At 63.2% G+C, this 22,595-nt stretch carries 19 protein-coding genes; 11 read left to right on the top strand and 8 right to left on the bottom strand.

The genetic code is table 11. The features are described 5' to 3' along the window. Window positions 1–59: 59 nt before the first annotated feature. The 5 genes from BXY39_RS07060 to BXY39_RS07040 are packed head-to-tail and all read right to left on the bottom strand — an operon-like array spanning window position 60 to window position 4,281. The gene (locus BXY39_RS07060) at window positions 60–1,277 is read right to left on the bottom strand and encodes a molybdopterin molybdotransferase MoeA (protein ID WP_211332120.1); all 1,218 of its coding nucleotides are present in this window, start codon (window positions 1,275–1,277) and stop codon (window positions 60–62) included. Window positions 1,278–1,302: 25 nt separating this feature from the next. Beyond that, a complete protein-coding gene (gene moaC, locus BXY39_RS07055; protein ID WP_121938133.1) occupies window positions 1,303–1,845 on the bottom strand; it encodes a cyclic pyranopterin monophosphate synthase MoaC in 543 nt (180 codons plus the stop codon). Further along, window positions 1,842–2,651: an indole-3-glycerol phosphate synthase TrpC gene (gene trpC / locus BXY39_RS07050; RefSeq protein WP_121938132.1), complete on the bottom strand. Its 810-nt coding sequence runs from the start codon at window positions 2,649–2,651 to the stop codon at window positions 1,842–1,844. Before trpC ends, moaC begins: the two co-directional genes overlap by 4 nt. After that, window positions 2,648–3,697, bottom strand: a complete 1,050-nt coding sequence (gene trpD, locus BXY39_RS07045) for an anthranilate phosphoribosyltransferase (RefSeq protein WP_121938131.1) — start codon at window positions 3,695–3,697, stop codon at window positions 2,648–2,650. Before trpD ends, trpC begins: the two co-directional genes overlap by 4 nt. Continuing rightward, a complete protein-coding gene (locus BXY39_RS07040; protein WP_121938130.1) occupies window positions 3,694–4,281 on the bottom strand; it encodes an anthranilate synthase component II in 588 nt (195 codons plus the stop codon). Before BXY39_RS07040 ends, trpD begins: the two co-directional genes overlap by 4 nt. A 237-nt stretch (window positions 4,282–4,518) precedes the next feature. On the opposite strand from BXY39_RS07040, the gene BXY39_RS07035 reads away from it, so the two are divergent. After that, entirely contained in the window at window positions 4,519–5,637 is a 1,119-nt protein-coding gene (locus tag BXY39_RS07035; RefSeq protein ID WP_121938129.1) for a divergent polysaccharide deacetylase family protein, read from the top strand. A gap of 43 nt (window positions 5,638–5,680) precedes the next feature. Here the strand turns inward: BXY39_RS07035 and trpE are convergent, their stop codons facing one another. Together trpE and BXY39_RS07025 are read right to left on the bottom strand one after the other, a co-directional pair. After that, on the bottom strand, window positions 5,681–7,198 hold the full coding sequence (gene trpE / locus BXY39_RS07030) for an anthranilate synthase component I (RefSeq protein ID WP_121938128.1): 1,518 nt from the start codon (window positions 7,196–7,198) through the stop codon (window positions 5,681–5,683). After that, window positions 7,188–9,116 (bottom strand): SurA N-terminal domain-containing protein, encoded by a 1,929-nt coding sequence (locus BXY39_RS07025; protein ID WP_170163685.1) that lies wholly within the window; start codon window positions 9,114–9,116, stop codon window positions 7,188–7,190. The genes trpE and BXY39_RS07025 overlap by 11 nt, the downstream gene beginning before the upstream one ends. A 268-nt stretch (window positions 9,117–9,384) precedes the next feature. Between BXY39_RS07025 and tpiA the strand changes: the two genes are divergently transcribed. The 4 genes from tpiA to BXY39_RS07005 all read left to right on the top strand — a co-directional run bounded on the left by tpiA (window position 9,385) and on the right by BXY39_RS07005 (window position 13,366). Further along, complete coding sequence (gene tpiA / locus BXY39_RS07020; RefSeq protein WP_121938126.1) at window positions 9,385–10,137, top strand: triose-phosphate isomerase; 753 nt, start codon at window positions 9,385–9,387, stop codon at window positions 10,135–10,137. Between the two features lie 140 nt (window positions 10,138–10,277). Next, the gene (gene secG, locus BXY39_RS07015) at window positions 10,278–10,604 is read left to right on the top strand and encodes a preprotein translocase subunit SecG (RefSeq protein ID WP_121938125.1); all 327 of its coding nucleotides are present in this window, start codon (window positions 10,278–10,280) and stop codon (window positions 10,602–10,604) included. Window positions 10,605–10,814: 210 nt separating this feature from the next. Then, entirely contained in the window at window positions 10,815–12,446 is a 1,632-nt protein-coding gene (locus BXY39_RS07010) for a CTP synthase (protein ID WP_121938124.1), read from the top strand. Between the two features lie 113 nt (window positions 12,447–12,559). Further along, window positions 12,560–13,366, top strand: a complete 807-nt coding sequence (locus BXY39_RS07005) for a hypothetical protein (protein ID WP_147453495.1) — start codon at window positions 12,560–12,562, stop codon at window positions 13,364–13,366. A 21-nt stretch (window positions 13,367–13,387) separates the two neighbouring features. On the opposite strand, the gene BXY39_RS07000 is transcribed toward BXY39_RS07005, so the two are convergent. After that, complete coding sequence (locus BXY39_RS07000; RefSeq protein ID WP_121938394.1) at window positions 13,388–15,031, bottom strand: M20/M25/M40 family metallo-hydrolase; 1,644 nt, start codon at window positions 15,029–15,031, stop codon at window positions 13,388–13,390. Between the two features lie 219 nt (window positions 15,032–15,250). Here BXY39_RS07000 and eno point away from each other — a divergent pair, with 219 nt between their 5' ends. The 6 genes from eno to lpdA all read left to right on the top strand — a co-directional run bounded on the left by eno (window position 15,251) and on the right by lpdA (window position 22,517). Next, window positions 15,251–16,525: a phosphopyruvate hydratase gene (gene eno, locus BXY39_RS06995; RefSeq protein WP_121938122.1), complete on the top strand. Its 1,275-nt coding sequence runs from the start codon at window positions 15,251–15,253 to the stop codon at window positions 16,523–16,525. Between the two features lie 117 nt (window positions 16,526–16,642). Continuing rightward, window positions 16,643–16,969, top strand: coding sequence for an FtsB family cell division protein (locus BXY39_RS06990; protein WP_170163684.1), 327 nt, complete (start codon window positions 16,643–16,645; stop codon window positions 16,967–16,969). A gap of 214 nt (window positions 16,970–17,183) precedes the next feature. Continuing rightward, window positions 17,184–18,245, top strand: coding sequence for a pyruvate dehydrogenase (acetyl-transferring) E1 component subunit alpha (gene pdhA, locus BXY39_RS06985; protein ID WP_121938120.1), 1,062 nt, complete (start codon window positions 17,184–17,186; stop codon window positions 18,243–18,245). A 35-nt stretch (window positions 18,246–18,280) separates the two neighbouring features. Continuing rightward, window positions 18,281–19,708 carry a pyruvate dehydrogenase complex E1 component subunit beta gene (locus BXY39_RS06980; protein ID WP_121938119.1) on the top strand — a complete coding sequence of 476 codons (1,428 nt, stop codon included), beginning with the start codon at window positions 18,281–18,283 and terminating at the stop codon, window positions 19,706–19,708. A gap of 26 nt (window positions 19,709–19,734) precedes the next feature. After that, entirely contained in the window at window positions 19,735–21,108 is a 1,374-nt protein-coding gene (locus tag BXY39_RS06975; protein WP_121938118.1) for a pyruvate dehydrogenase complex dihydrolipoamide acetyltransferase, read from the top strand. Between the two features lie 11 nt (window positions 21,109–21,119). Then, window positions 21,120–22,517, top strand: a complete 1,398-nt coding sequence (gene lpdA / locus BXY39_RS06970) for a dihydrolipoyl dehydrogenase (protein WP_121938117.1) — start codon at window positions 21,120–21,122, stop codon at window positions 22,515–22,517. Window positions 22,518–22,595: the final 78 nt, after the last annotated feature.

Here is a 22,595-nt window from a genome sequence, read left to right as displayed (position 1 = left end):
ACTTTGTTTTACCTATGTTCTCTTTTAGTTCCGTTTTGATTTGTCGTCAAGCCACCATGTCAGTAGGCAATAAAGAAAACATGGCATCCGCGTGTGACGGGCGGTGCCATGGCAGGACGAACGATCAGCCCGTCGCTGTCCGCCAGGACGCTCAGCAGGCTTGAATCCTGGGTTTCCGCCGGTATGACCGCGTGTTCACCGTCACCACCCAGCGGATCATGGACCAAACGGGCACGCATATAATGCTGTCGGGGGCCATTGGCCGGCAGATCCGTGCCGAGCGGCACCGGTCTTCCCGTCGGCAGTGTGGCAGTCTGTCCCATCAGGGTGGCTGTCAGGGGCCGAACGAACAGCAGGGCACTGACAAAGGCCGAGGCCGGATTGCCCGGAAGACCGACAAAGACGGTGCCGTCCCGTCGGCCGAACATCATCGGCTTGCCCGGTCGCATGGCGATTTTCCAGACATCCAGCGCCACACCCATCCGCTGCAATACGGGATGCACGAAATCCTTGTCGCCCACCGACGCCCCGCCGATCGTCAGCACCACGTCCGCCTGCATCCCCGCCTCGCCGAGGCACCGTTCCAGGGCCGCTGCATCGTCGCCCACATGGCGTTGCATGACGATATCGGCACCGGCATCGCCAAGCAGTGCGGCAACCATGGGGCCGGCGCTGTCATAAATTTGTGCCGGGCTGTCAATCGATTGACCCGGCGGTACCAGTTCGTCACCGGTGCTGATCAGAGCCACGCGTGCCCGCCTGACAACGGGCAGTTCGCCGTGACCGCAGGCCGCGGCCAGCCCGATCATGGCTGGCGTCACACGAGCCCCGGCATGCAGAACCGTGTCCCCTGATGTGAAATCCCCGCCGGCGGGACGGATATTATCCAACGGTGCCGGCCCGGCCGTCAGCCTGACAGCGTCACCGTCCCGCACGGCATTTTCCTGTATGACAATCTGGTCGGCACCGTCCGGCACCAAGGCCCCGGTAAAAATGCGCACAGCCTGTCCCGTGCGGACCTCACCGGCGAAGGGGCTTCCGGCGGCGCTTTCGCCGATCACGGTGAAGGTGCGGCTGCCGGTCTCCGCGCCGCTCAGGTCCGTGGCACGGACCGCGTAGCCGTCCATGGCGGACAGGGCTGCCGCCGGCTGGGATTTTCGCGCCGCGATATCGGCCGCCAGAACGCGCCCCCCGGCCTTTTCCAAAGGGCAGGGTTCACTGTCGAGCGGTACGACCTGCCGCATCAGCCGGGTGAAGGCTTCCTCGACGGCGATCATCAGAAGGGTGTTTTCAGCATGGCGGTTACGGGGCCTGTCCGGACACATCCGTGCCGCTGCCGGGGTGGCGGAAGGGGCCGGATTTGCCGCCGTCCTTTTCCAGCAGCCGCACGGCATCTATCACCATGACTCGGTCCACCGCCTTGGCCATGTCATAAATCGTCAGTGCGGCGACGGATACGGCGGTCAGGGCCTCCATCTCGACACCGGTTCTGCCGCGTGTGCGCACCTCCGCCACGATCCGCAGGGCGGGATCGTCGCCATTGTCGTCGGAAGGCGCGGTGACGGGGGCTGTGGCCGGGGCGATGTCAAGCCGGACATGGGTCAGGGGCAGGGGGTGGCACAGGGGGATCAGGTCACTGGTCCGCTTGGCCGCCATGATGCCGGCAATCCGTGCCGTTGCCAGCACATCGCCCTTTTTCAATCCGTTTTCCAGGATCAGCGCCCGCGTCTGTGCGTCCATGCGGACAAAACCTTCCGCAAGGGCGCGGCGCTCGGTCACGTCCTTCGCGCCGACATCGACCATATGGGCGGTGCCGGCCTCGCTGATATGGGTCAGCTTGCTCATGCGGCACCGGCGCCGGAAGGCTTTTGCAGGGCACGCACCGCCGCCGCGACATCGGGCTGGCGCATGAAGGTTTCGCCGATCAGGAAACAGCCGGCGCCCGCAGACGCGCACCGCGCCAGGTCATCCGTGCTGGCCAGGCCGGATTCCGCCACGAGAACCGTATCCCCGGCTGCCATGGCCGCCAGCGAAAGCGTGGTGTCCAGGCTGACCGACATGGTTTTGAGGTTGCGGTTGTTGATGCCGACAAGCGGGCTTTCCATGGTGAGCGCCCGCTCCATCTCCGCCTTGTCATGTACCTCGATCAGCACATCCATGCCGAGGGACAGCGCCAGCGCTTCCAGATTCCGTGCCGGCCCGTCATCCAGCGCCGACAGGATCAACAGGATACAGTCCGCGCCCAGCATCCGCGCTTCGTGAATCTGATAGGCGTCCAGCATGAAATCCTTGCGCAGGCAGGGCAGGGACGTGGCCGCCCGTGCTGCCGTCAGATAGGCGTCACGACCCTGAAAATAGGGTTCATCGGTCAGGACCGACAGACAGGCCGCGCCGCCGGCCTCATAGGCGGCGGCCAGCGCCGGCGGGTCAAAATCGGCGCGGATCAGCCCCTTTGACGGGCTTGCCTTTTTGATCTCGCAGATAAAACCGTAGGCACCGTCCTGCCTGCGGCGGCTGAGTGCTGTCAGAAACCCGCGCGGCGGCGATGCATCGGCCGCTCTTGCCCGCACCTCGGCAAGGGGCAGGATGGCTTTGCGATCGGCAATATGGTCACGCTTCCGCGCACAGATCTCATCCAGTATGTTGGTCATGCCGGGGCTCCGCCCTGTGTTCCAGCCTGTGTCCCGTCCTGTGTAAAGGCGATCCACCGGTCCAAAAGGTCGCGCGCCTTGCCGCTGTCAATGGCATGCGCGGCCAGTTGCACCCCGTCTGACAGTTCCTCCGCCCGTCCGCCGACGACAAGGGCCGCGCCCGCATTCATCAGAACCGCATCGCGGTAGGCGCCCGCCTCGCCGTCCAGAACATCCCTAAGGTCCCGGGCATTGTCCTCGGCGCTTCCACCGGCCAGTGCATCCGGGCCGTGCCGCATCAGTCCCACCTGTTCCGGTGTGACCACCAGGTCGCTGATATCGTCATCCTTCAGAACCACCACATCGCTGGCCTCCGACACCGACAGTTCGTCCATACCGTCGCGCCCGTGGACAACCCAGACATGGTCCGCACCCAATTCCCGCAGCACTTCGGCCATGGGCTGCAGCAGGTGCGCGCTGTAGACACCGATCACCTGCCGTGTCGCGCCCGCGGGATTGGCGAGCGGGCCCAGCAGGTTGAAAATCGTGCGCACACCGAGGGCCTTGCGCACCGGGGCCGCATGACGCATGGCACTGTGGTGCGCCGGGGCATAGAGAAAGGTGAAACCAAACTTACGCAGGGCATCGCTGACCCGCTCTATGGGCTGTTCCAGCCGGGCGCCGAGCGCCATTAGCACATCGGAGGATCCGGACTTTGACGAGACCGAGCGGTTGCCATGCTTGGCCACCGGCACACCGGCGGCCGCCGCTACCAGGGCGGCCGTGGTGGAAATATTCACCGTATCCATCCCGTCCCCGCCGGTGCCGCAGGTATCCACCACACCGTCGGGGGCATCGATCCGGCTGGCATGGTCGCGCATCGCATCGACCCCGCCGGCAATCTCGCCGACGGTTTCGCCCCGCACCCTCAACGCCATGAGAAAGGCGGCGATTTCCACCCCGTCCGCCTTGCCGGACATGATGATGTCAAAGGCCTTGCCGGCGGTGGCCCGGTCCAGCCGTTCGCCTTCCGCCAGACGGATGAGAATGGGTTGCAGGGCGCTCATGCCGCACGCTTTCCAGAGGCCAGGGACAGGAAATTGCCAAGCAGGTCATGACCATGCTCGGATGCGATGCTCTCAGGGTGAAACTGAACGCCGTAGAGCGGCAGTTCCCTGTGTTCCAGACCCATGACGAGGTCGTCGTCGGTCCAGGCGGTCACATGCAGCACATCCGGCACGCTGTCCTTCTGCACGATCAGCGAGTGGTAGCGCGTTGCCGTGAACGGCTGGCCAAGGCCGGCAAACACCCCGCGCCCGTCATGATAAACCTCGCTGACCTTGCCATGCATCACATAGGGAGCCCGCCCCACGGTGCCGCCGAAGGTCTGGCCGATGGCCTGATGCCCGAGGCAGACTCCCAGCAAGGGAATTGCGTGCGTCGCCGCCGCCGTCACCGTCTCCAGGCAGATGCCGGCCTCATTCGGGGTGCAGGGGCCGGGGCTCAGGACAATACCATCCGGGCGCATGGCGAGAATATCCTCGACGCTGACCTCATCATTCCGGTACACCGCCACATTCGCGCCAAGATCAAGAAGATAGTGGTACAAATTGTAGGTGAAGCTGTCGTAGTTATCGACAAGGATATACATATGCGTCCCTTAACAGCAGTCCTGTGCGGCCATGATATGCCCTGACGGCCGGCATGCCGTCTCCGGCATCATGCCACATGGCACGGTGATTGCCGGTATTCCGGGTAAAGTCAATGGGCAAGCCGCCGTGAACGCCCGCATGGGCGCCGTGGCCGGACCAGAGGCAGGGCCAGGGGCCGAAGCAGCGCAGCGCACCGTATTGGGGAACCGGATACCGCCGGACATGATGTAGACAGTATGGCACAGAAACGGACCAGAAAGCGCGCCCCCGCACCGGCGAAAAAACGGGCCGGACCGTCCGCAGCGACGACCTCCGGCACCCGCCGCAAAACCGTCGGCAGGCCCTGGCTGATGCAGCGCCTTCTGGTCGGTTATGCCGTGGTGGTCACGGTGCTCCTGGCGGCATTGATCGCGACCATGCCCGGCGGCCTGAACGGCTGGCGCACGGCCATCCCGTCCATAGATGGCCGCCACGATGACGGGGCGGGCGGCGCGTCCCCCGGCACCGACGATGAAATTGCCGCCATTATCGATACGCTGGACGGGGAACTGGCCATTGATCTGGACACATTGCCGAGCATCCTGCCCATAGACCGGCCGCCGGCCTGGCGCCGGCATGCCGTGACATGGCGGCAGGATGACGGCCCGCGTCTGGCGATCGTGATGGATGACCTGGGACTGGACCGGGACGCCAGCCACCGCATCGCCGCGATGAACGGCCCCTTGACACTGGCCTTTCTACCTTATGCCGACGATTTATCCAGACAGACCCTGCCGCTGCGCCGCGCCGGCCATGAATTGCTGGTCCATCTGCCCATGGAACCGCACAATCCCGATGCCGATCCGGGACCGAACGCGCTGCTTGTCGGTCTGGACGAGGGCGAGTTTCTGCGCCGCCTTGACTGGAATCTCAATCGTTTTGACGGTTTCGTCGGGGTCAACAATCACATGGGCAGCCGGATGACGGAAAATCCGGCCAAAATGGTTCTTGTCATGTCACGCCTGCGGCGGGACGGGCTTCTCTATCTGGACAGTCTGACATCGCCGCGCACCGTCGGACCGAGAGCGGCCCGCGCCGTGGGCGTGCCCTCGATCACCCGGGATGTTTTTCTGGATAATGACCGCGACAGGCGCGCCATCCGCACCCAGTTGAAAAAGGCGGTGCGTCTGGCGAAGCAGCGCGGCTGGGCCATTGCCATTGGCCACCCGTACCCCGAAACACTGGATGTGCTGGAACGCTGGACGCGTGCACGCAAACCCGACGGTATTCTGCTCGTGCCCCTCAGCCAGCTGGTGAACGAGGCGGAACTGCGCGCCGGCAAACAGGACCAGGCCGGCGTCGCCGCCAGCCGTTAGCCAACACGAAAGCCGCGAGAGGTCCATTCAGGCCAGAAATCCGTCATCCCGCATTGGACCGGGCGTACCTTACGGCCTCGGCCGCCGCACTCATCAATGCCTTGGATTTGTTCACGCATTCGGTATGTTCGGACGCGGGATCGCTGTCGGCAACGACGCCGGCCCCCGCTTCCACATGCATGACACCGTCCTTGATCACCGCTGTCCGCAGCACGATGCAGGTGTCCATGCTGCCATTGGCGCTAAAATAGCCGACACTGCCGGCATAGACACCGCGACCGTCCACTTCCAGTTCGTCAATGATTTCCATGGCCCGGACCTTGGGCGCCCCGGAAACGGTCCCGGCGGGAAACCCCGCGGCAAGGGCGTCGATGGCATCCTTGCCGTCGGCCAGGGCCCCTTCCACATTGGAGACAATGTGCATGACATGGGAATACCGCTCAATCACATTGCGCGCGGTCACCCGCACACTGTCACGCGCCGCCACGCGGCCCACATCGTTCCGTCCCAGATCCAGCAGCATCAGGTGTTCCGACAGTTCCTTGCCGTCGGCAAGCAGGTCGTCGGCAAGTTTTTCGTCCTCTTGTGGTGTGGCGCCGCGCGGCCGGGTGCCGGCAATGGGGCGGATCGTCACCTTGCCGTCGCGCAGGCGCACCAGGATTTCCGGGCTTGAGCCCACAATAGCGGCATCGTCAAAGGCCAGATGAAACAGAAAAGGCGACGGATTGGTCCGCCGCAACGCCCGGTACAGCGAAAAAGGCGGCAGGCTGAACGGCAGGCTGAACCGCTGGGCCAGCACCACCTGAAAAATATCCCCGGCCAGGATATAGTCCTGTGCCCGGCACACCATATCCATATAGCGCTCAGGCGGTGTATTGGACACCGGTTCGGGCAGGGTCACGGGCGCACCGCCTTCAAGCAGGGGCAGGGGATCATTCAACCGGTCCAGCATCGCGGCCAGGCGCCGTTCGGCTGCGGACAGGGCCGTTTTCCCGTCCACACCCGCTGCCGGGCGCACCGGTGTGACCAGGGTGATCAGGTCGGTCACACCGTCAAAAATCGCCATGACGGTCGGGCGGATGAACAGGGCTGTCGGCATGTCCAGCGGATCGGGCCTGCCGGGGCCGACCGGTTCCATCTGCCGCACCATGTCATAGCCCATATAGCCGACGATCCCGGCGGCCATGGGGGGCAGTGCACCGGGTAGGTCGATCGCGCTTTCAGCCAGCAGGTCGCGCAGGGCATCCAGCGGGGCGTCGTCCAGCGGGGTGAAAACAGGGTCTTCATCCCCCGGGTTGCGGCAGACCGCCGCCTTGCCGTCACGCACCCGCCACAGCAGGTCCGGCGCCAGACCGATGATGGAATAGCGCCCGCGCGTCTCGCCGCCCTCGACGGATTCAAGCAGGCAGCTGTATCGTTCGCCCCGCGCCAGCTTCATATAGGCGGACACGGACGTTTGCAGGTCACCCACCAGCGTCTGTGCCAGGACACTGGGCCGCCCCGCGTCATAGGCGGCGAGAACAGCCGCCGGGTCCGCGCCCTGAAATGCGTTATTCGTCATCGTTCCGGAACAGCTGACGGACCAGCGCCTCATTGATGGACGGCGGATAAGTCTTCAAAAGCTGTCCCTGATACTGAATCAGCATTTCCTGACCGACCTGATCGCTCAGTTGGCCATACAGGCGCTCGACGGCATCCGTATCCCTGTCCGGGTCACCGGGCTGGATATCGTCCACGCGCACAATCACATATCCGCTGGCGTCCGACGCCTGCTCCAGGTCCGCCTGTCCCTGGGCCAGATCGAAGATCAGGCTGCGGATATTGCTGGCCAAGCTGGCGCTGTCGCCACCGGTCCGGTTGACATTCTTGGCCTCGAACGAGGTTCCGCCGATATCCACGGCGATCTCTTCCGCCGCTTCGCCGCCGCGCAAACGGTCAAGCGCCTGTTCGGCCAGCGCACCCGCTTTTTTCAGTTTCTCGGCATCGGTCCACGCGGTGACGACCCGCGTGCGCACCGTATCCAGCGGCTGTTCGGCCGGCTCGGCGATCTCACTCAGTTCGACCCAGAAGGCACCGCGATTGGCGTTGGAGGCATCCAGATCCATCAGGTCGGGTATGTCGCCCACTTCCGCCTGAAACGCGGCCGCGAGGATGCGAAACTCATCCGATTGGGCAATCACGCGCTCTTCGGCTGCATTGCGGCCCCGCCTGTCCACCAGCGTCGCACTGGCCAGCGTAACCCTTTCCAGCCGCGCCGCCGCTTCGGCCAGGGTGGCCTCGCCGGCGATGGCGTCTTCCACCTCGGGCATGTAATCGAACATCAGGTCGATCGCCTTGTTGCGGCGGGCGACTGGCTCCAGCTCATCGCGCACGTCATCAAGGGTGCGCGTCGCCCCCGGCGTGATGCTGGTCACGCGAAACAGGTTCCAGCCCGCCGGCCCTTCGACCGGTTCGCTGACGGCTCCCTCCGCCAGGGCGAAAACCGTATCGGCGGCTTCCGCGCCGAAATCGGTGTCGATATCGTCCCGTGTCAGGTCGCCCAGGTCCAGCTCGGCACGGGTGAAATCGCTTGCCGCTTCCGCCGCATCGAGAAAATCGGTACCGGCGGCCACACTGGCCAGCAGGGCGTCGGCTTCGGCCATAGAGGCAAGCGTGACCTGTTCGACACTCCGCAATTCGGGCTGTACATAGGTCTCAAGGCGGTCGGTATACGCCGCGTCCAGGTCTTCCTCATCGACGGTGACCTCATCCATGAAGACGTCCGGTGTCAGCAGGATATAGGTATAGCTGCGGCGTTCCGGGCTGAGATACGCGCTTTTGTTCGCATCGTAATAGGCCGTCAGCGTGTCCTCGTCCGGCGCGTCCACGGTCTCTACGGCATCGTTGCCGATATTGATCAGCGTCGCCCGGCGGCGCTCTTCCTGCCAGACATACAGCCGCCGTGCCAGCGTGCGGGGCAGGGGGGTGGAGGCCGTCATACTGCCAAGAAGCTGTTCGCGGCGCACGGCATTGCGCAGGTCCGCGAACAGGTCCTGCTGGCTCAGGCCCGCGCTCTGTAATGTCTGGCGCATCATTTCCGCCGAGAAACTGCCGTCCGGCAACAGAAAGGCGTCAATGCTGCGCAACTGTTCGGCCACCTGGTCATCCGTGGCCCTGAGGCCAAGACGTCCGGCATATTCCATCAACGCGGCCTCGGCGATCATTTCATTCAGGACCTGATAGTCCAGGTTCAGCATGCGGATCAGTTGGTCCGCGGGCATCTCGTTGCCGAACTGCTGTTGCAGTGTACGCGCGCGCGTCTGAACCATACTGGCAAATCTTTGCGGCGGGATTTCCTCATCCCCGACGACCGCGACAGCGGTGTTTGTCCCGCTCAGAAAGCCGGGGCCGATCCCCCATATGGCAAAGGCCGCGATCAATATACCCAGGAGAACCGTCACAAAAATGGAATCAAGCCCGCCGCGCAATTTTGTCAGCATTGTTATGCGTCTCCTAAGCCTTCGCATATGTTGGCCGGTCAGGGCATTCCGGGCGGTCTTTCAATCTCGCCCCGGTCCTTGAACGGCATCTCCCAGCGCGGTATGCCGCCATGAACGTCCGGGGTCAAGGGCGGACACGGCAGTGATACGCCACGGTCGGCACCGTGTGGCTGGTCAATCAGCCGATGCTTTGCTATGAGCCGGCACGGATAAAATACAATGCCGCTGTGTCTTGAAAGACCATCATATTTATAAGGGAGTGGGGACAATGCCGCCGAAACCGCTGATTGCCGGAAACTGGAAAATGAACGGCCTGACAGCCGATGTGCGGGAAATCGGCACTCTGGCACAGGCGTTGAAGGATGGCGCCGGCTGTGATGTCGCGGTCTTCCCGCCGTTGACGCTGGCTGCCGCCGCCCGTGAAAAGGCCGGCGGCCTGCTTTGGATCGGCGCGCAGGACTGCCACACGAAGGAAAGCGGTGCCCACACCGGCGACATATCCGCCGCCATGCTGGCCGATATGGGGCTTCAAGGGGTCATAGTCGGCCATTCGGAACGGCGGCAGGACCACGGCGAGCGCGACTCCGACGTCCGCCTGAAGGCCCTGGCCGCGCACCGTGCCGGGCTGTGCGCTATAATCTGCGTCGGTGAAACCAGGGCCGAACGTGAAGCCGGACAGGCCGAGGCCGTCGTGCTCGGGCAGTTGGCGGCATCGGTGCCGGAAAGCGCGGTCCCCGGCAATACCGTCATCGCGTATGAGCCCGTGTGGGCCATTGGCACGGGCCTGACCCCGACACAGGATGATATTGCCGCCATGCATGGCACGCTGCGCCGCGCCCTGACCGATCGTTTCGGCCCGGCGGCGGCGGATATGCGCCTTCTCTACGGCGGCTCCGTCAAACCGGCGAATGCGGCTGAAATTCTGCCCATCACCGACGTGGACGGCGCACTGGTTGGTGGCGCCAGTCTCCGCGCGGAGGATTTTCTTGGAATTATAAGGGCTTACGACCAGGCTGATTAAGACTTGGCAAGCAGCCGCGATCTGGTCTAGAAAGCCCGCTTTGGTGACGGGTGTCTGGATCCGGCAACGGCTTTCTCGTGCCCGTGATGCCGGCGGACCCGCCGGCTGTGATTTCAAGAACCAGGATTTGGAAGCGTCCCATGGAAGCCGTGCTGTTGAGTATCCATCTGATTGTCGCGATTGCGCTTGTCGGCGTCATCCTGATGCAGCGCTCCGAAGGCGGCGCGCTCGGGATCGGCGGCGGCCCTGCCGGTATGATGACGGCCCGGTCGGCAGCCGACCTGCTGACAAAGACCACGCGGTGGCTGGCGGTGATTTTCCTCGTCAATTCACTGGCGCTTGGCTGGCTGGCCGCCAACCGCGAAGGCGACGAGACCATCGTCGAACAGGCGCAGGAACAGAATGACGAGGGCGATGGCCCCAAACTGCCCGAACTGCCGACCATCCCGGATGGAGACGGCCGCTAGGGCATTGTTAAACGGGCGCCGCACAAATGACGTTGCGCCCGTTTCGCTTTAAAACCGGTCACTGCACAAGACCGGTTTCAGACAATGTATTCAGACCGGACAGGCGGCAGGCTGACAGGCCGTTTGTGTGGGCATAAGGGCGCTCAGCAGCGCTCAAAATACAGGGTAGGCCCAAAGTTAAGTCCTGTGGGCAAGTTTGGGGAACAGCGTATGACACGCTTTATTTTCGTGACCGGCGGGGTGGTCAGTTCACTGGGCAAGGGACTTTTGTCCGCCTCGCTCGGCGCTCTCCTGCAGGCCCGGGGCTTCACCGTGCGTCTGCGCAAGCTGGACCCCTATCTGAATGTGGACCCCGGCACCATGAGCCCTTATCAGCACGGCGAGGTTTTCGTCACCGATGACGGCGCCGAGACCGACCTCGACTTGGGCCATTATGAGCGTTTCACCGGTGTCGCCTCACGGCAAAGCGACAATGTGACATCCGGGCGGATCTATCAGAAAATCATTCAGAAGGAACGGCGCGGCGACTATCTGGGGGGAACGGTCCAGGTCATCCCCCATGTAACAGACGCGATCAAGGAATTCGTCCAGGCGGAACAGGACGGTATCGATTTCATTCTCTGCGAAATCGGCGGTACCGCCGGCGACATCGAGGCCATGCCCTTCATGGAAGCGATCCGCCAGCTTTATGTGGAACTGGGGCGCGGCCGGTCGATTTTCGTGCATTTGACGCTGGTGCCCTATCTGGCGGCGGCCGGCGAACTGAAGACCAAACCGACCCAGCACAGTGTCAAGGAATTGCGCTCCATCGGCATCCAGCCGGATATCCTCGTCTGCCGGGCGGAACATCCCATACCGGACAGCGAGCGGCGCAAAATGTCGCTTTTCTGTAATGTGCCGGAAACAGCGGTGATTCCGGCGCTCGACGCCGGAAACATTTATGAGGTCCCGATTTCCTATCACAAAAGCGGTCTGGACGTCGAAGTGCTGAAAGCATTCGGCCTGGCCCATTCCGAGCCTCCGAACCTGCAACGCTGGGCCGATATCGTCGACCGGGTCAAAAACCCCGAGGGCGAGGTCACCATTGCGGTTGTCGGCAAATATACCGGTCTGAAGGATGCCTATAAATCGCTGCACGAAGCCATTGTCCATGGCGGGATCGCCAACAGGGTCAAGGTGAACATCGACTGGATCGAGGCCGAGGTGTTCGAACAGGACGATGCCGTCGACCGCCTTGAAGGTGTGCACGGCATTCTCGTGCCCGGCGGTTTCGGCAAACGCGGCACCGAAGGCAAAATCGCCGCCGCCCGTTTCGCTCGGGAAAAGGATATTCCCTATTTCGGCATATGCCTCGGGATGCAGATGGCCACGATTGAAGCCGCGCGGAACCTGGCCGGCATACCCGGCGCCGGATCCAGCGAATTCGGTCCGCAAAGCGAACCGATCGTCGGGCTGATCACCGAATGGATGCGCGAGGATGGCAAGCGCGAAACCCGCAATGACGAAGACGATCTTGGCGGCACAATGCGCCTCGGTGCCTATCCGGCTGTGCTGGCCGAAGGGTCGCGGGTGGCGGAACTCTACGGCACCACACGGATCGAGGAACGCCACCGGCACCGCTATGAAGTGAACATCGCCTATGTCGAACAGCTGGAACAGGCCGGTGTGCGTTTTTCCGGCATGTCACCGGACGGGCAGTTACCGGAAATTATCGAACTGCCGGATCATCCATGGTTCGTCGGGGTACAGTTCCATCCGGAATTGAAGTCGAAACCCTTTGATCCGCATCCGCTTTTCGATGGTTTTATCGGCGCCGCGCTACGGCAGAGCCGTATGGTCTGACACCGCGCAAAGCCTTGCCTGTCATAGGCGGGCGGCATGTCCCGCCGATTATTCGGCCCGTTTCTTGCTTCGGTCAGCAATGACTGTAGTGCATCGGTAAATGGGGTGTGACGATGATGCGTGTATGGCCGGCATTTCTGGTTTTCCTGTTGACGGTTTTGTCCCTTGCGCTGGATGCGCAGGATATGGACGGGGACGAACCCGGCCCCGACGATCAGGCGATGGCGCGGGCGGAAGCTCTGGTCAATGCCGTCGGCGGCATTGGCAATCCGCGGGCGCTTGTCCCTTTTTACCGGGATGTTGAAAAAGTCTGGAAGGATTTTACCGCCTTTTATCCCCCGATCACCGCGCCGGGGCCGCGTCTCGCGCTGGTCAGGGCCCGCACGTTAAGCGCGGTCCGGCAACAGGACGGATTGCAGACAGCCTGGGAAACGGCCATTTCCCTCTGGGCCGACCAACTGCCTGTCGGGGAATACCGCAGTCTCCTGCGCGAAGCGGGCGAAGCCCTTGCAAACGTCGGCAGCATGGCTGCCGCGAAACACTATTTCTCCAAGGCCGAAGCCGGGCTCTCCCCCACGCGGCCCACCGACCTTGAGGGCTGGACGGCAATGCGCTTTGCCTCGCTCATGTCGATGGCGGGTGAAGGGGACTGGCGTGTACATGAAGCGGACATCGGGGACATCCGCGCCTTCATGAAGCGGCTGCCATTGTGGAGCGACCTGCGGCTAAGGGCCCTGGTCTCGGAAGCATGCGTGCGTCATACATATCAGCCTCGCGAGCGCGGGAAACGTGACGCCATATCGGCCGTCAAGGCGGAAATCCTGCTGGCGATGAAATCCCGCGACAAACCCGTGCCGGATGACCTGCGGGATGATATCCGCGCACTTTTCCGCCTGCTTGAAGACGAATACGACCTTTAGCCGTCTTCGCGTGCCCCCGGTCTAGCCGTCCCCGCCGTAAGCCGCGATCACGGCGGCATAGATGGCAATGGCATCGAACAGGTTTTTCAAACGCAGATTTTCGTTCCGTCCATGTTGATTGTTGTCATGGTTGGCAATCGGCAGGAGGACGATGGGCATATCGAGCGCCTGCTCGAACAGATAAATCGGCAGGCTGCCGCCAAGCGTAGGGGTGCGCAGCGTCTCGCCGCCTTTCAGCTGGTCGAGGATGACGGCAATGGCGTCCGCCTCCGCCCCGTCCAGCGCGGCACGGTAAGCGGGGTAGGGGCCGGGCCGCCAGTCCACCTTCAGGATCTTGTCATGGGCCAGACGGGTCTCCCGGTCGGCGTCCTCGTAAACGATGTGAAAGCCCTGGGCCCGGAAATGGGCCTCCAGCGCCGTGCGCACGTCCTCGGGCGTCTGGTCCGGCACCAATCGCAGATTAAGGGACGCCGTGGCTGTCGGCAGAATAGTGTTGCGGGACTGTGTGCCCACGCCGCCCGCCTGAAAGCCCTTGACCACAATCGCCGGGGCCATGATGGCTTCCTCCAGACGCACACCGCCGCCTTCGCTTTTTGCCATGGCCAGTTCGCGGCGCAGATGTGCATCCACATCCGGCATGGCGGCGATGGCCGCCCGCTCGGCATCGCTGACGGGACGCACCGTGTCCAGATAGCCGGGCACGGTGATGCGGCCCTCATCGTCCTTCAGACTGGTCAGCAGACGCATCAGCCGGTCCGTCGGATGCGGGGCCCAGTTGCCGTAATGGCCGGAGTGCAGCGGCCTGCCGGGGCCATATGTGGTCAGGTCCACCGTCATGCTGCCGCGCACGCCGAAGACAAGCTGACGCTGGCGGCTCTGGTGCATCGGGCCATCGCAGAACAGCATCAGATCGGCGTCCAGCTTGTCGCCGTGCCTGGCAAGAATCTGCGCCAGTGTCGGGCTGCCCGCTTCCTCCTCCCCGTCGAGAATCAGCTTGATATTCACCACCGGGGCGATCCCGGCCCCTTCCAGCGCGTCAAGGGCCGCCATCAGGGCGATGACCGGGGCCTTGTCGTCCCCGGCCGAACGGGCGAAGAGACGCCACTCCGGATCAATGGGGCCGCCAAGGGCCGCCTGCCAGTCAACGACCGTGCCGCCGTCTTCGACCATGCCGTCGCGCAAGGTCGGCGTGAACGGGGGCGACGCCCAGTTTTCCGGCGCGACCGGCTGACCGTCGAAATGGGCGTAGATCAGAACCGTACGCGTCGCACCGGGCACATCCCGCCGGGCAATGACATAGGGCGCGCCGCCCGCCGTCACCGTTTCACTGACGAAGCCGCGCACGCCCAGATAGCCGGTAATCCATGCAGCATTTTCCACCATGTCGGCATGATTGCTGGCCACATTGGGCAGGGACAGGAACGTCTTGAAATCGTTCAGAATATCCCATCCATGCTGCGCAATATAGTGTTCGGCCGCCGCCTCGGCCTGCGGTACCCTGGCGTCCCCGACGGGTGTGGCGGTCGTGGCGGACGATACCGTGGCCCCCAGCAAAACGCCGCCTGCGACTGTGTATTTCAGCCCCCTGACGACGCGCGCGGGCCAAGTCGTTTTCCTGGACGATTTCCTGAACGGTTTCCTGGGCGGTTTCGTGGGCAATGTCATGGAACGGTCCCCCCGTTTTGCGTGATGATCCCCCAAATCGACAGGCAGCATAAACCGGCCGACGCGGACGGGGTAGGCGAAAGTCGGCAACGCTCCCTTGCGGGGGCGCCGCCACGGCGCTAATCATGGCGGGCGATTGCAGGCAGGCACCGGCCGGAGACCGATGGCGGGCCTTTTTCAACACACCGGATTGGCAACACACAGATTGGGGACGGACCTATGAGCGCCATTATCGACATTATCGGCCGGGAAATTCTGGACAGCCGGGGCAACCCCACGGTTGAGGTGGACGTGGTGCTGGAAGATGGCGGCTTTGGCCGGGCGGCGGTCCCCTCGGGTGCCTCCACCGGTGCGCATGAGGCGGTGGAAAAACGTGACGGCGGCGACCGCTATCGCGGCAAGGGCGTGCTCGGCGCGGTCGAGGCCGTGAACGGTGATCTCTTCGACGCGCTTGTCGGACTGGACAGTGAAGATCAGCGCGCCGTTGATCATGCAATGATGGCACTGGACGGCACGGCCAACAAGTCGCGCCTCGGTGCGAACGCCATACTCGGTGTGTCGCTGGCGCTGGCGCGGGCCAGTGCCGACAGCACCGGCCTGCCGCTTTACCGGTATCTGGGCGGGCCGAACGCGCATGTCCTGCCCGTGCCGATGATGAACATCATCAATGGCGGTGAACATGCCGACAATCCCATCGATATTCAGGAATTCATGATCATGCCGGTCGCGGCGGAAAGCTGCCGCGACGCCATCCGTATCGGGGCCGAAATCTTCCATGAGCTGAAGGCGCAGTTGAAGGCCGCCGGCCACAACACCGCCGTGGGCGATGAAGGCGGTTTCGCCCCCAACCTGAACGGTACGGTGGACGCGCTGGATTTCATTATGAAGTCCGTCGAAAGCGCGGGCTACAAACCGGGCGAGGATATTTATCTGGCGCTGGACGCCGCATCGACCGAATTTTACCGCGACGGCGCCTATCATCTGGCGGGCGAGGGCAAGACGCTGTCCAGTGCCGAAATGGCCGACTATTGGGCCGATCTGACCGGGCGCTATCCGATCCTGTCGATCGAGGACGGTATGGCCGAGGATGACTGGGATGGCTGGCGCATCCTGACGGAAGCCATCGGTGAAAAAGTCCAGCTTGTCGGCGACGATCTGTTCGTGACCAACCCCAGCCGCCTGTCACAGGGGATTACCGATCATGTGGCCAATTCCATTCTGGTGAAGGTGAACCAGATCGGCACGCTGACGGAAACCTTCGACGCGGTCGAAATGGCGCACCGGGCACGCTATACGGCGGTGATGTCCCATCGCTCGGGCGAAACCGAGGACAGCACCATCGCCGATCTCGCTGTCGCCACCAATTGCGGGCAGATCAAGACCGGATCGCTCGCCCGGTCGGACCGGCTGGCGAAATACAATCAGCTCATCCGCATCGAGGAACAATTGGGCCCCAGCGCCAGCTATGCCGGACGGGGAATCCTGCGCGGTTAGAACCGCCAGTCGAGTCTCGGCAACAAACATCTGAAAACCCCATAAAAAGTGGGGTTTTCATCAATTTTCTCCGATTCTTTATTGCGATTCTCGTGCCGATTCGTTATGATTCGGCATATGAAGCAGATCAACAAAATATGTCGCAAGGCAAGCGGTGCGGGACTGACCGGCGTCTGGATCCTGCTCATCATATATTTCGCCAATCACGCCTTTAGCGGCGAATACAGCCTTGCGCGCTATAACCAGTTGCGCGCGGAAGAAAGCCGCCTGGTTCCCGTGGCCAATACGGTCGCGGCGGAAAAAGCCCGGATCGAGGCCCGCATCGCCCTGATGGGGCCGTCAGTCACGGATCCCGACATGCTGGAAGAACAGGTCCGCCGTCAGCTGGGGTTTGCCCATGCCGATGAGGTGGTGATGTTTCTCGACGATGTTCATCTTGACTGAACAATCCAGTTAACTGAAATAAAGTTAATTCATAAAAGCGTCATTATTTCATAGACTTGCTTATACTTGCAAAGTTGCCTCAAGATCGCTACTGATATGGACAGAACCGGCGCGTGTGCCGTGAGGGACGCAGGCGCCGCATTTCCTGTATTTGCGATTTCCACCCCGCAGGCCGGTGTCTGACGGGGCGGTCAGCCAAGGGATGTCCCAGCCTATGACGCAATCCAAGACCAGCGCCGCCTCCAAGAAGGCCGCCGCGAAACCGGCGGCCAAAACCGCCACAGGCCGCCGCAAAACGGCCAGGCCCGCTGTTTATGACGCCAGCAATGAGGAATTGCTGGCGTTCTATCGTGAGATGCTGCTGGTCCGTCGTTTCGAGGAAAAGGCCGGGCAAATGTACGGCATGGGCCTCATCGGCGGTTTCTGCCATCTCTATATCGGTCAGGAAGCCGTCGTCGTCGGTGTGCAATCGGCACTCAGCGAGGACGACATGGTCATCACCGCCTACCGTGACCACGGCCATATCATCGCTGCCGGCAGCGATCCCAAGGCGGTCATGGCGGAACTGACCGGGCGCAGCGGCGGCTGCTCACGCGGCAAGGGCGGCTCCATGCACATGTTCGACCCTGCGAAAGGCTTTTACGGCGGACACGGCATTGTCGGCGCGCAGGTCTCCCTTGGCACCGGCCTCGGCTTCGCGGCGCAGTATCGCGGCACCAAGGGTGTCTCCGTCACCTATTTCGGCGACGGCGCGGCCAATCAGGGCCAGGTGTATGAAAGCTTCAACATGGCGGCGCTGTGGAAGCTGCCGGTGATTTACGTCATCGAAAACAACCAGTACGCCATGGGCACCAGCGTGGCGCGGGCCAGCGGCCAGACAGAACTGTATCGCAGGGGCGAAAGCTTCGGCATCCCCGGCAAGGCGGTGGACGGCATGAATGTGCTGGCCGTGCGCGCGGCAACCGACGAGGCGCTGGCGCACTGCCGCAGCGGCAAGGGGCCGATCCTGCTGGAGATGAAGACATACCGGTATCGCGGCCACTCCATGTCCGACCCGGCGAAGTACCGCACCAAGGACGAAGTGCAGAAAATGCGCGCCGAACAGGATCCGATCGAACAGATGAAGCAGCGCATCCTCGATGCCGGCGTGGCCGATGAAGCCGCACTGAAAGAGATGGACAAGGAACTCAAGGCGCAAGTGGCGGGCGCCGCCGCCTTCGCCCAGGAAAGCCCCGAGCCTGACCTGTCCGAGCTTTACACCGATATTGTGGCCTAAGGCCCCTTCACGCGTTTTTAAGAGGCACCGAAGAAATGGCTATTGAAATCACCATGCCCGCGCTGTCGCCCACCATGGAGGAAGGCACGCTGGCCAAATGGCTGAAACAGGAAGGCGAAACGGTCGCAAGCGGCGATGTCATCGCCGAAATCGAAACCGACAAGGCCACCATGGAAGTGGAAGCGGTCGACGAAGGCACGATGGCGAAAATCCTCATCGCCGAAGGCACCGACAACGTCAAGGTCGGTACCGTCATCGCCATGCTGGCCGAAGAGGACGAAGACCCGGCGGGCGTCAGTGCGCCGCGGCAGGCAGCCCCGCAAACTGACGCGCCGACGGCACCCGCCACAGCGGAACCGGCGGCACAGCCCGCCGCCGCGCCTGAGCGTGCGGCATCTGAACCTTCAGCGCCCGCAAAGCCGGTCGCGCCTGTGACATCAGAGGCTCTGAGCGACCCGGAAATCCCGGCGGGCACCGAAATGGTCACGCTGACAGTGCGCGAGGCCCTGCGCGACGCCATGGCCGAGGAAATGCGCAAGGACGGCGACGTTTTCGTCATGGGCGAGGAAGTGGCCGAATATCAGGGCGCCTACAAGGTAACGCAAGGGCTGTTGGACGAGTTTGGCGACAAACGGGTGATCGACACACCGATCACCGAGCATGGTTTTGCCGGGCTCGGCGTCGGTGCGGCGTTCACGGGCCTGAGGCCGGTTGTCGAATTCATGACCTTCAATTTCGCCATGCAGGCAATCGACCAGATCATCAATTCGGCGGCAAAGACACGCTACATGTCCGGCGGCCTGGTGGAATGTCCCATCGTCTTTCGCGGGCCGAACGGCGCGGCCGCGCGTGTGGCCGCCCAGCACAGCCAGAATTACGCGGCATGGTACAGCCATGTTCCGGGCCTGAAAGTGATCTGCCCCTATGACGCGGCGGATGCCAAGGGCCTGCTGAAGGCGGCGATCCGGGACCCGAATCCGGTCGTCTTCCTCGAAAACGAATTGCTCTACGGCGAAAGCTTCGAGGTGCCGAAGCTGGACGATTTCGTCCTGCCCATCGGTAAGGCCCGTATCTACCGCGCGGGCGGCGATGTGACCATCGTGGCCTATTCCATCGCCGTGGGCGAGGCGCTGAAGGCTGCGGATATATTGGCGCAAGAAGGTATTTCCGCCGAGGTGATCGACCTGCGCACCATCCGTCCGCTGGACATGGCGACCGTGATCGACAGCGTGAAGAAGACCAACCGCTGTGTCGTCGCGGAAGAGGGCTGGCCGCAATGCTCGGTCGCGTCCGAAGTCTCCGCGCGCTTGATGGAGGACGCCTTCGACTGGCTGGACGCACCGGTGACCCGTGTGACCGACGCCGACACGCCGCTGCCTTACGCCAACAATCTGGAAAAGGCCGCACTGGTGAACGCGGACGATATCGTCAAGGCGGCCAAGGCCGTCTGCTATGCAGACTGATGATGCGGATTTGAGGGAGCGCACCGATGGCCATTGAAATCACCATGCCCGCCCTGTCGCCGACCATGGAGGAAGGCACGCTGGCCAAATGGCTGGTCAAGGAGGGTGACGACGTGACGAGCGGCGATGTCATCGCCGAAATCGAAACCGACAAGGCGACGATGGAGGTGGAATCCATCGACGACGGCACGGTCGCCAAAATTCTGGTCGCCGAAGGCACGGACGGCGTGCCGGTGGGCCAGTTGATCGCCGTCCTGGCGGAAGAGGGCGAGGACGCGTCCGAGGCCGCGGCCGGCGCCGGTTCCGCCGCACCGGCTCCCAAAGCGGAGACACCCGCCGCCGCGCCGTCACCGGACCCGGCACCGCAGGCCCCCGCCACGCCCGCTGCCGCAGCGGCGCTGGCCTCTCAGCCGGCTGCGCAAACCGCGAATGCGGCAGCACCGGTGCAAACCCCGGCCGCGACAGCGGAAGGCGAGCGTATCAAGGCCTCGCCGCTCGCCCGCCGTATCGCCGCCGATGCCGGGTTGGATCTTGCCGCCATCAGCGGCACCGGACCGTATGGCCGCATCGTCAAACGCGATGTGGAATCCGCCAGGGCCGCGCCGCAGCCGGTTGCCCAACCGGCCGAGGCCGCGCCCGGTGCCGGAGCCGCCGCCCCGGCGCCTGCCGCCGCAGCGGCCACCACACCCGCTTACGGCCCGCACGAGGACATTCCGTTCCGCGAGGAACGCCTGTCCAACATGCGCAAGACCATTGCCCGGCGGCTCAGCGAATCCAAGCAGACGGTCCCGCATTTCTATCTGACCATCGACTGCGAGATCGACACACTGCTGGCCCAGCGCAAGGACCTGAACGGCAAACTCGCCGACAGCGGCGTGAAACTGTCCGTCAATGATTTCATCATTCGCGCCGTGGCGCTGGCGCTGAAAAAAGTGCCGGCGGCCAATGTGCAGTTCGCCGGCGACAAGATGTACTGGTATGAGCGGGCCGATATTTCCGTCGCCGTCGCCATCGAGGGCGGTCTCATCACCCCCGTCGTGCGCGGTGCGGACCAGAAGGGGCTGACCGAGATTTCGGCGGCGATGAAGGATCTCGCCACCCGTGCCCGCGACGGCAAGCTGATGCCCGAGGATTACACCGGCGGCACCTTCTCCATCTCCAACCTCGGCATGTTCGGCATCAAGGAATTTTCCGCCGTCATCAACCCGCCGCAGGCCTGCATCCTGGCCATCGGCGCCGGCGAACAGCGCCCGGTCGTACGCGACGGTGCGGTGACGACCGCCACCATGATGACCTGTGTGCTGTCCTGTGACCACCGGGCGGTCGACGGCGCCGTGGGGGCCGAATTCCTCGCCGCGTTCAAAAGCTATATCGACGACCCGATCACCATGCTTCTCTAAGGGGAAAAGCCATGTCCGACAGTTTTGACCTGATTGTGGTGGGCGGCGGCCCCGGCGGCTATGTGGCGGCGATCCGTGCCGCGCAGCTCGGCATGAAAACCGCCTGTGTCGAGCGGGAACATCTGGGCGGCATCTGCCTGAACTGGGGCTGTATCCCCACCAAGGCGCTGCTGCGCTCGTCCGAGGTCATGCATCTGATGCAAAACGCCGCCGCGTTCGGCTTGAAGGCCGACAATATCGGCTTTGACCTTGCCGCCGTGGTCAAACGCAGCCGCCAAGTGGCCGGCCAGCTGAACACGGGCGTCAAACACCTGTTGAAGAAGAACAAGGTCACCCATATCGAAGGCGACGGCACGCTGACGGCCAAAAACACCCTGTCGGTGACAGGCAAGGACGGCAAAACAGCCGCTTACACGGCGAAAAACATCATTCTCGCCACCGGTGCGCGGGCGCGTGAACTGCCGCATCTGCAGGCGGACGGCAAGCTGGTGTGGACCTACAAGCACGCCATGACACCGGATGTCATGCCGAAAAGCCTGCTGGTCATCGGGTCCGGTGCGATCGGTATCGAATTCGCCAGTTTTTACAGTGATATGGGCGCGGATGTCACGGTGGTGGAAATGATGGACCGCATCCTGCCGGTCGAGGACCATGAGGTCTCCGCCTTTGCCGAAAATGCCTTCAAAAAGCAGGGTATGGACCTGCGCACCAAGGCTGCCGTCACCGAACTGAAAAAGGGCAGGGACAACGTGACCTGCATCGTGGAACAGGACGGCAAAAAAGAAGAGATCACGGTGGACCGGGTGATCCTGGCCATCGGTATTACCGGCAATGTGGAAAATCTGGGCCTTGAAACCGTGGGCGTCCAGGTGGACCGCGGCCATATCGTCACGGACGAGTGGGGCCGCACGGGCGTGGACGGCCTATGGGCCATCGGCGATGTGGCGGGTGCACCGTGGCTTGCCCACAAAGCCAGCCATGAAGGCGTGATCGCGGTGGAAAAGATCGCCGGGCTGGACGGCCTGCACCCCATGGACAAAGGCAACATCCCCGGCTGTACCTACTGCCGCCCACAGGTCGCCAGCGTCGGCCTGACGGAAGAAAAGGCGAAAGAAGCGGGCTATGACGTGCGCGTCGGCAAGTTCCCCTTCATCGGCAACGGCAAGGCCATCGCGCTCGGCGATCCGGAAGGCTTCGTCAAAACCGTATTTGACAAAAAAACCGGTGAGCTGCTCGGCGCGCACATGATCGGCGCGGAAGTGACGGAGCTCATTCAGGGCTATACGGTGGCCCGCACGCTGGAAAGCACCGAGGCGGAACTGATGCACAGCATCTTCCCGCACCCGACGCTCAGCGAAATGATGCATGAAAGCGTTCTGGACGCCTACGGCCGCGCCATCCATTTCTAAACGCGGGCCCGGCTGAACGCGAAAGTTACCCGGTCCGCCGGCCGCGCCACCCGGCCCGCCGGCCAGGCCACCCAGCCG

The sequence above is a fragment of the Eilatimonas milleporae genome, from assembly GCF_003688555.1.
Classification (GTDB): domain Bacteria; phylum Pseudomonadota; class Alphaproteobacteria; order Sphingomonadales; family Kordiimonadaceae; genus Eilatimonas; species Eilatimonas milleporae.
This window is presented reverse-complemented; position numbering and strand designations above follow the sequence as displayed.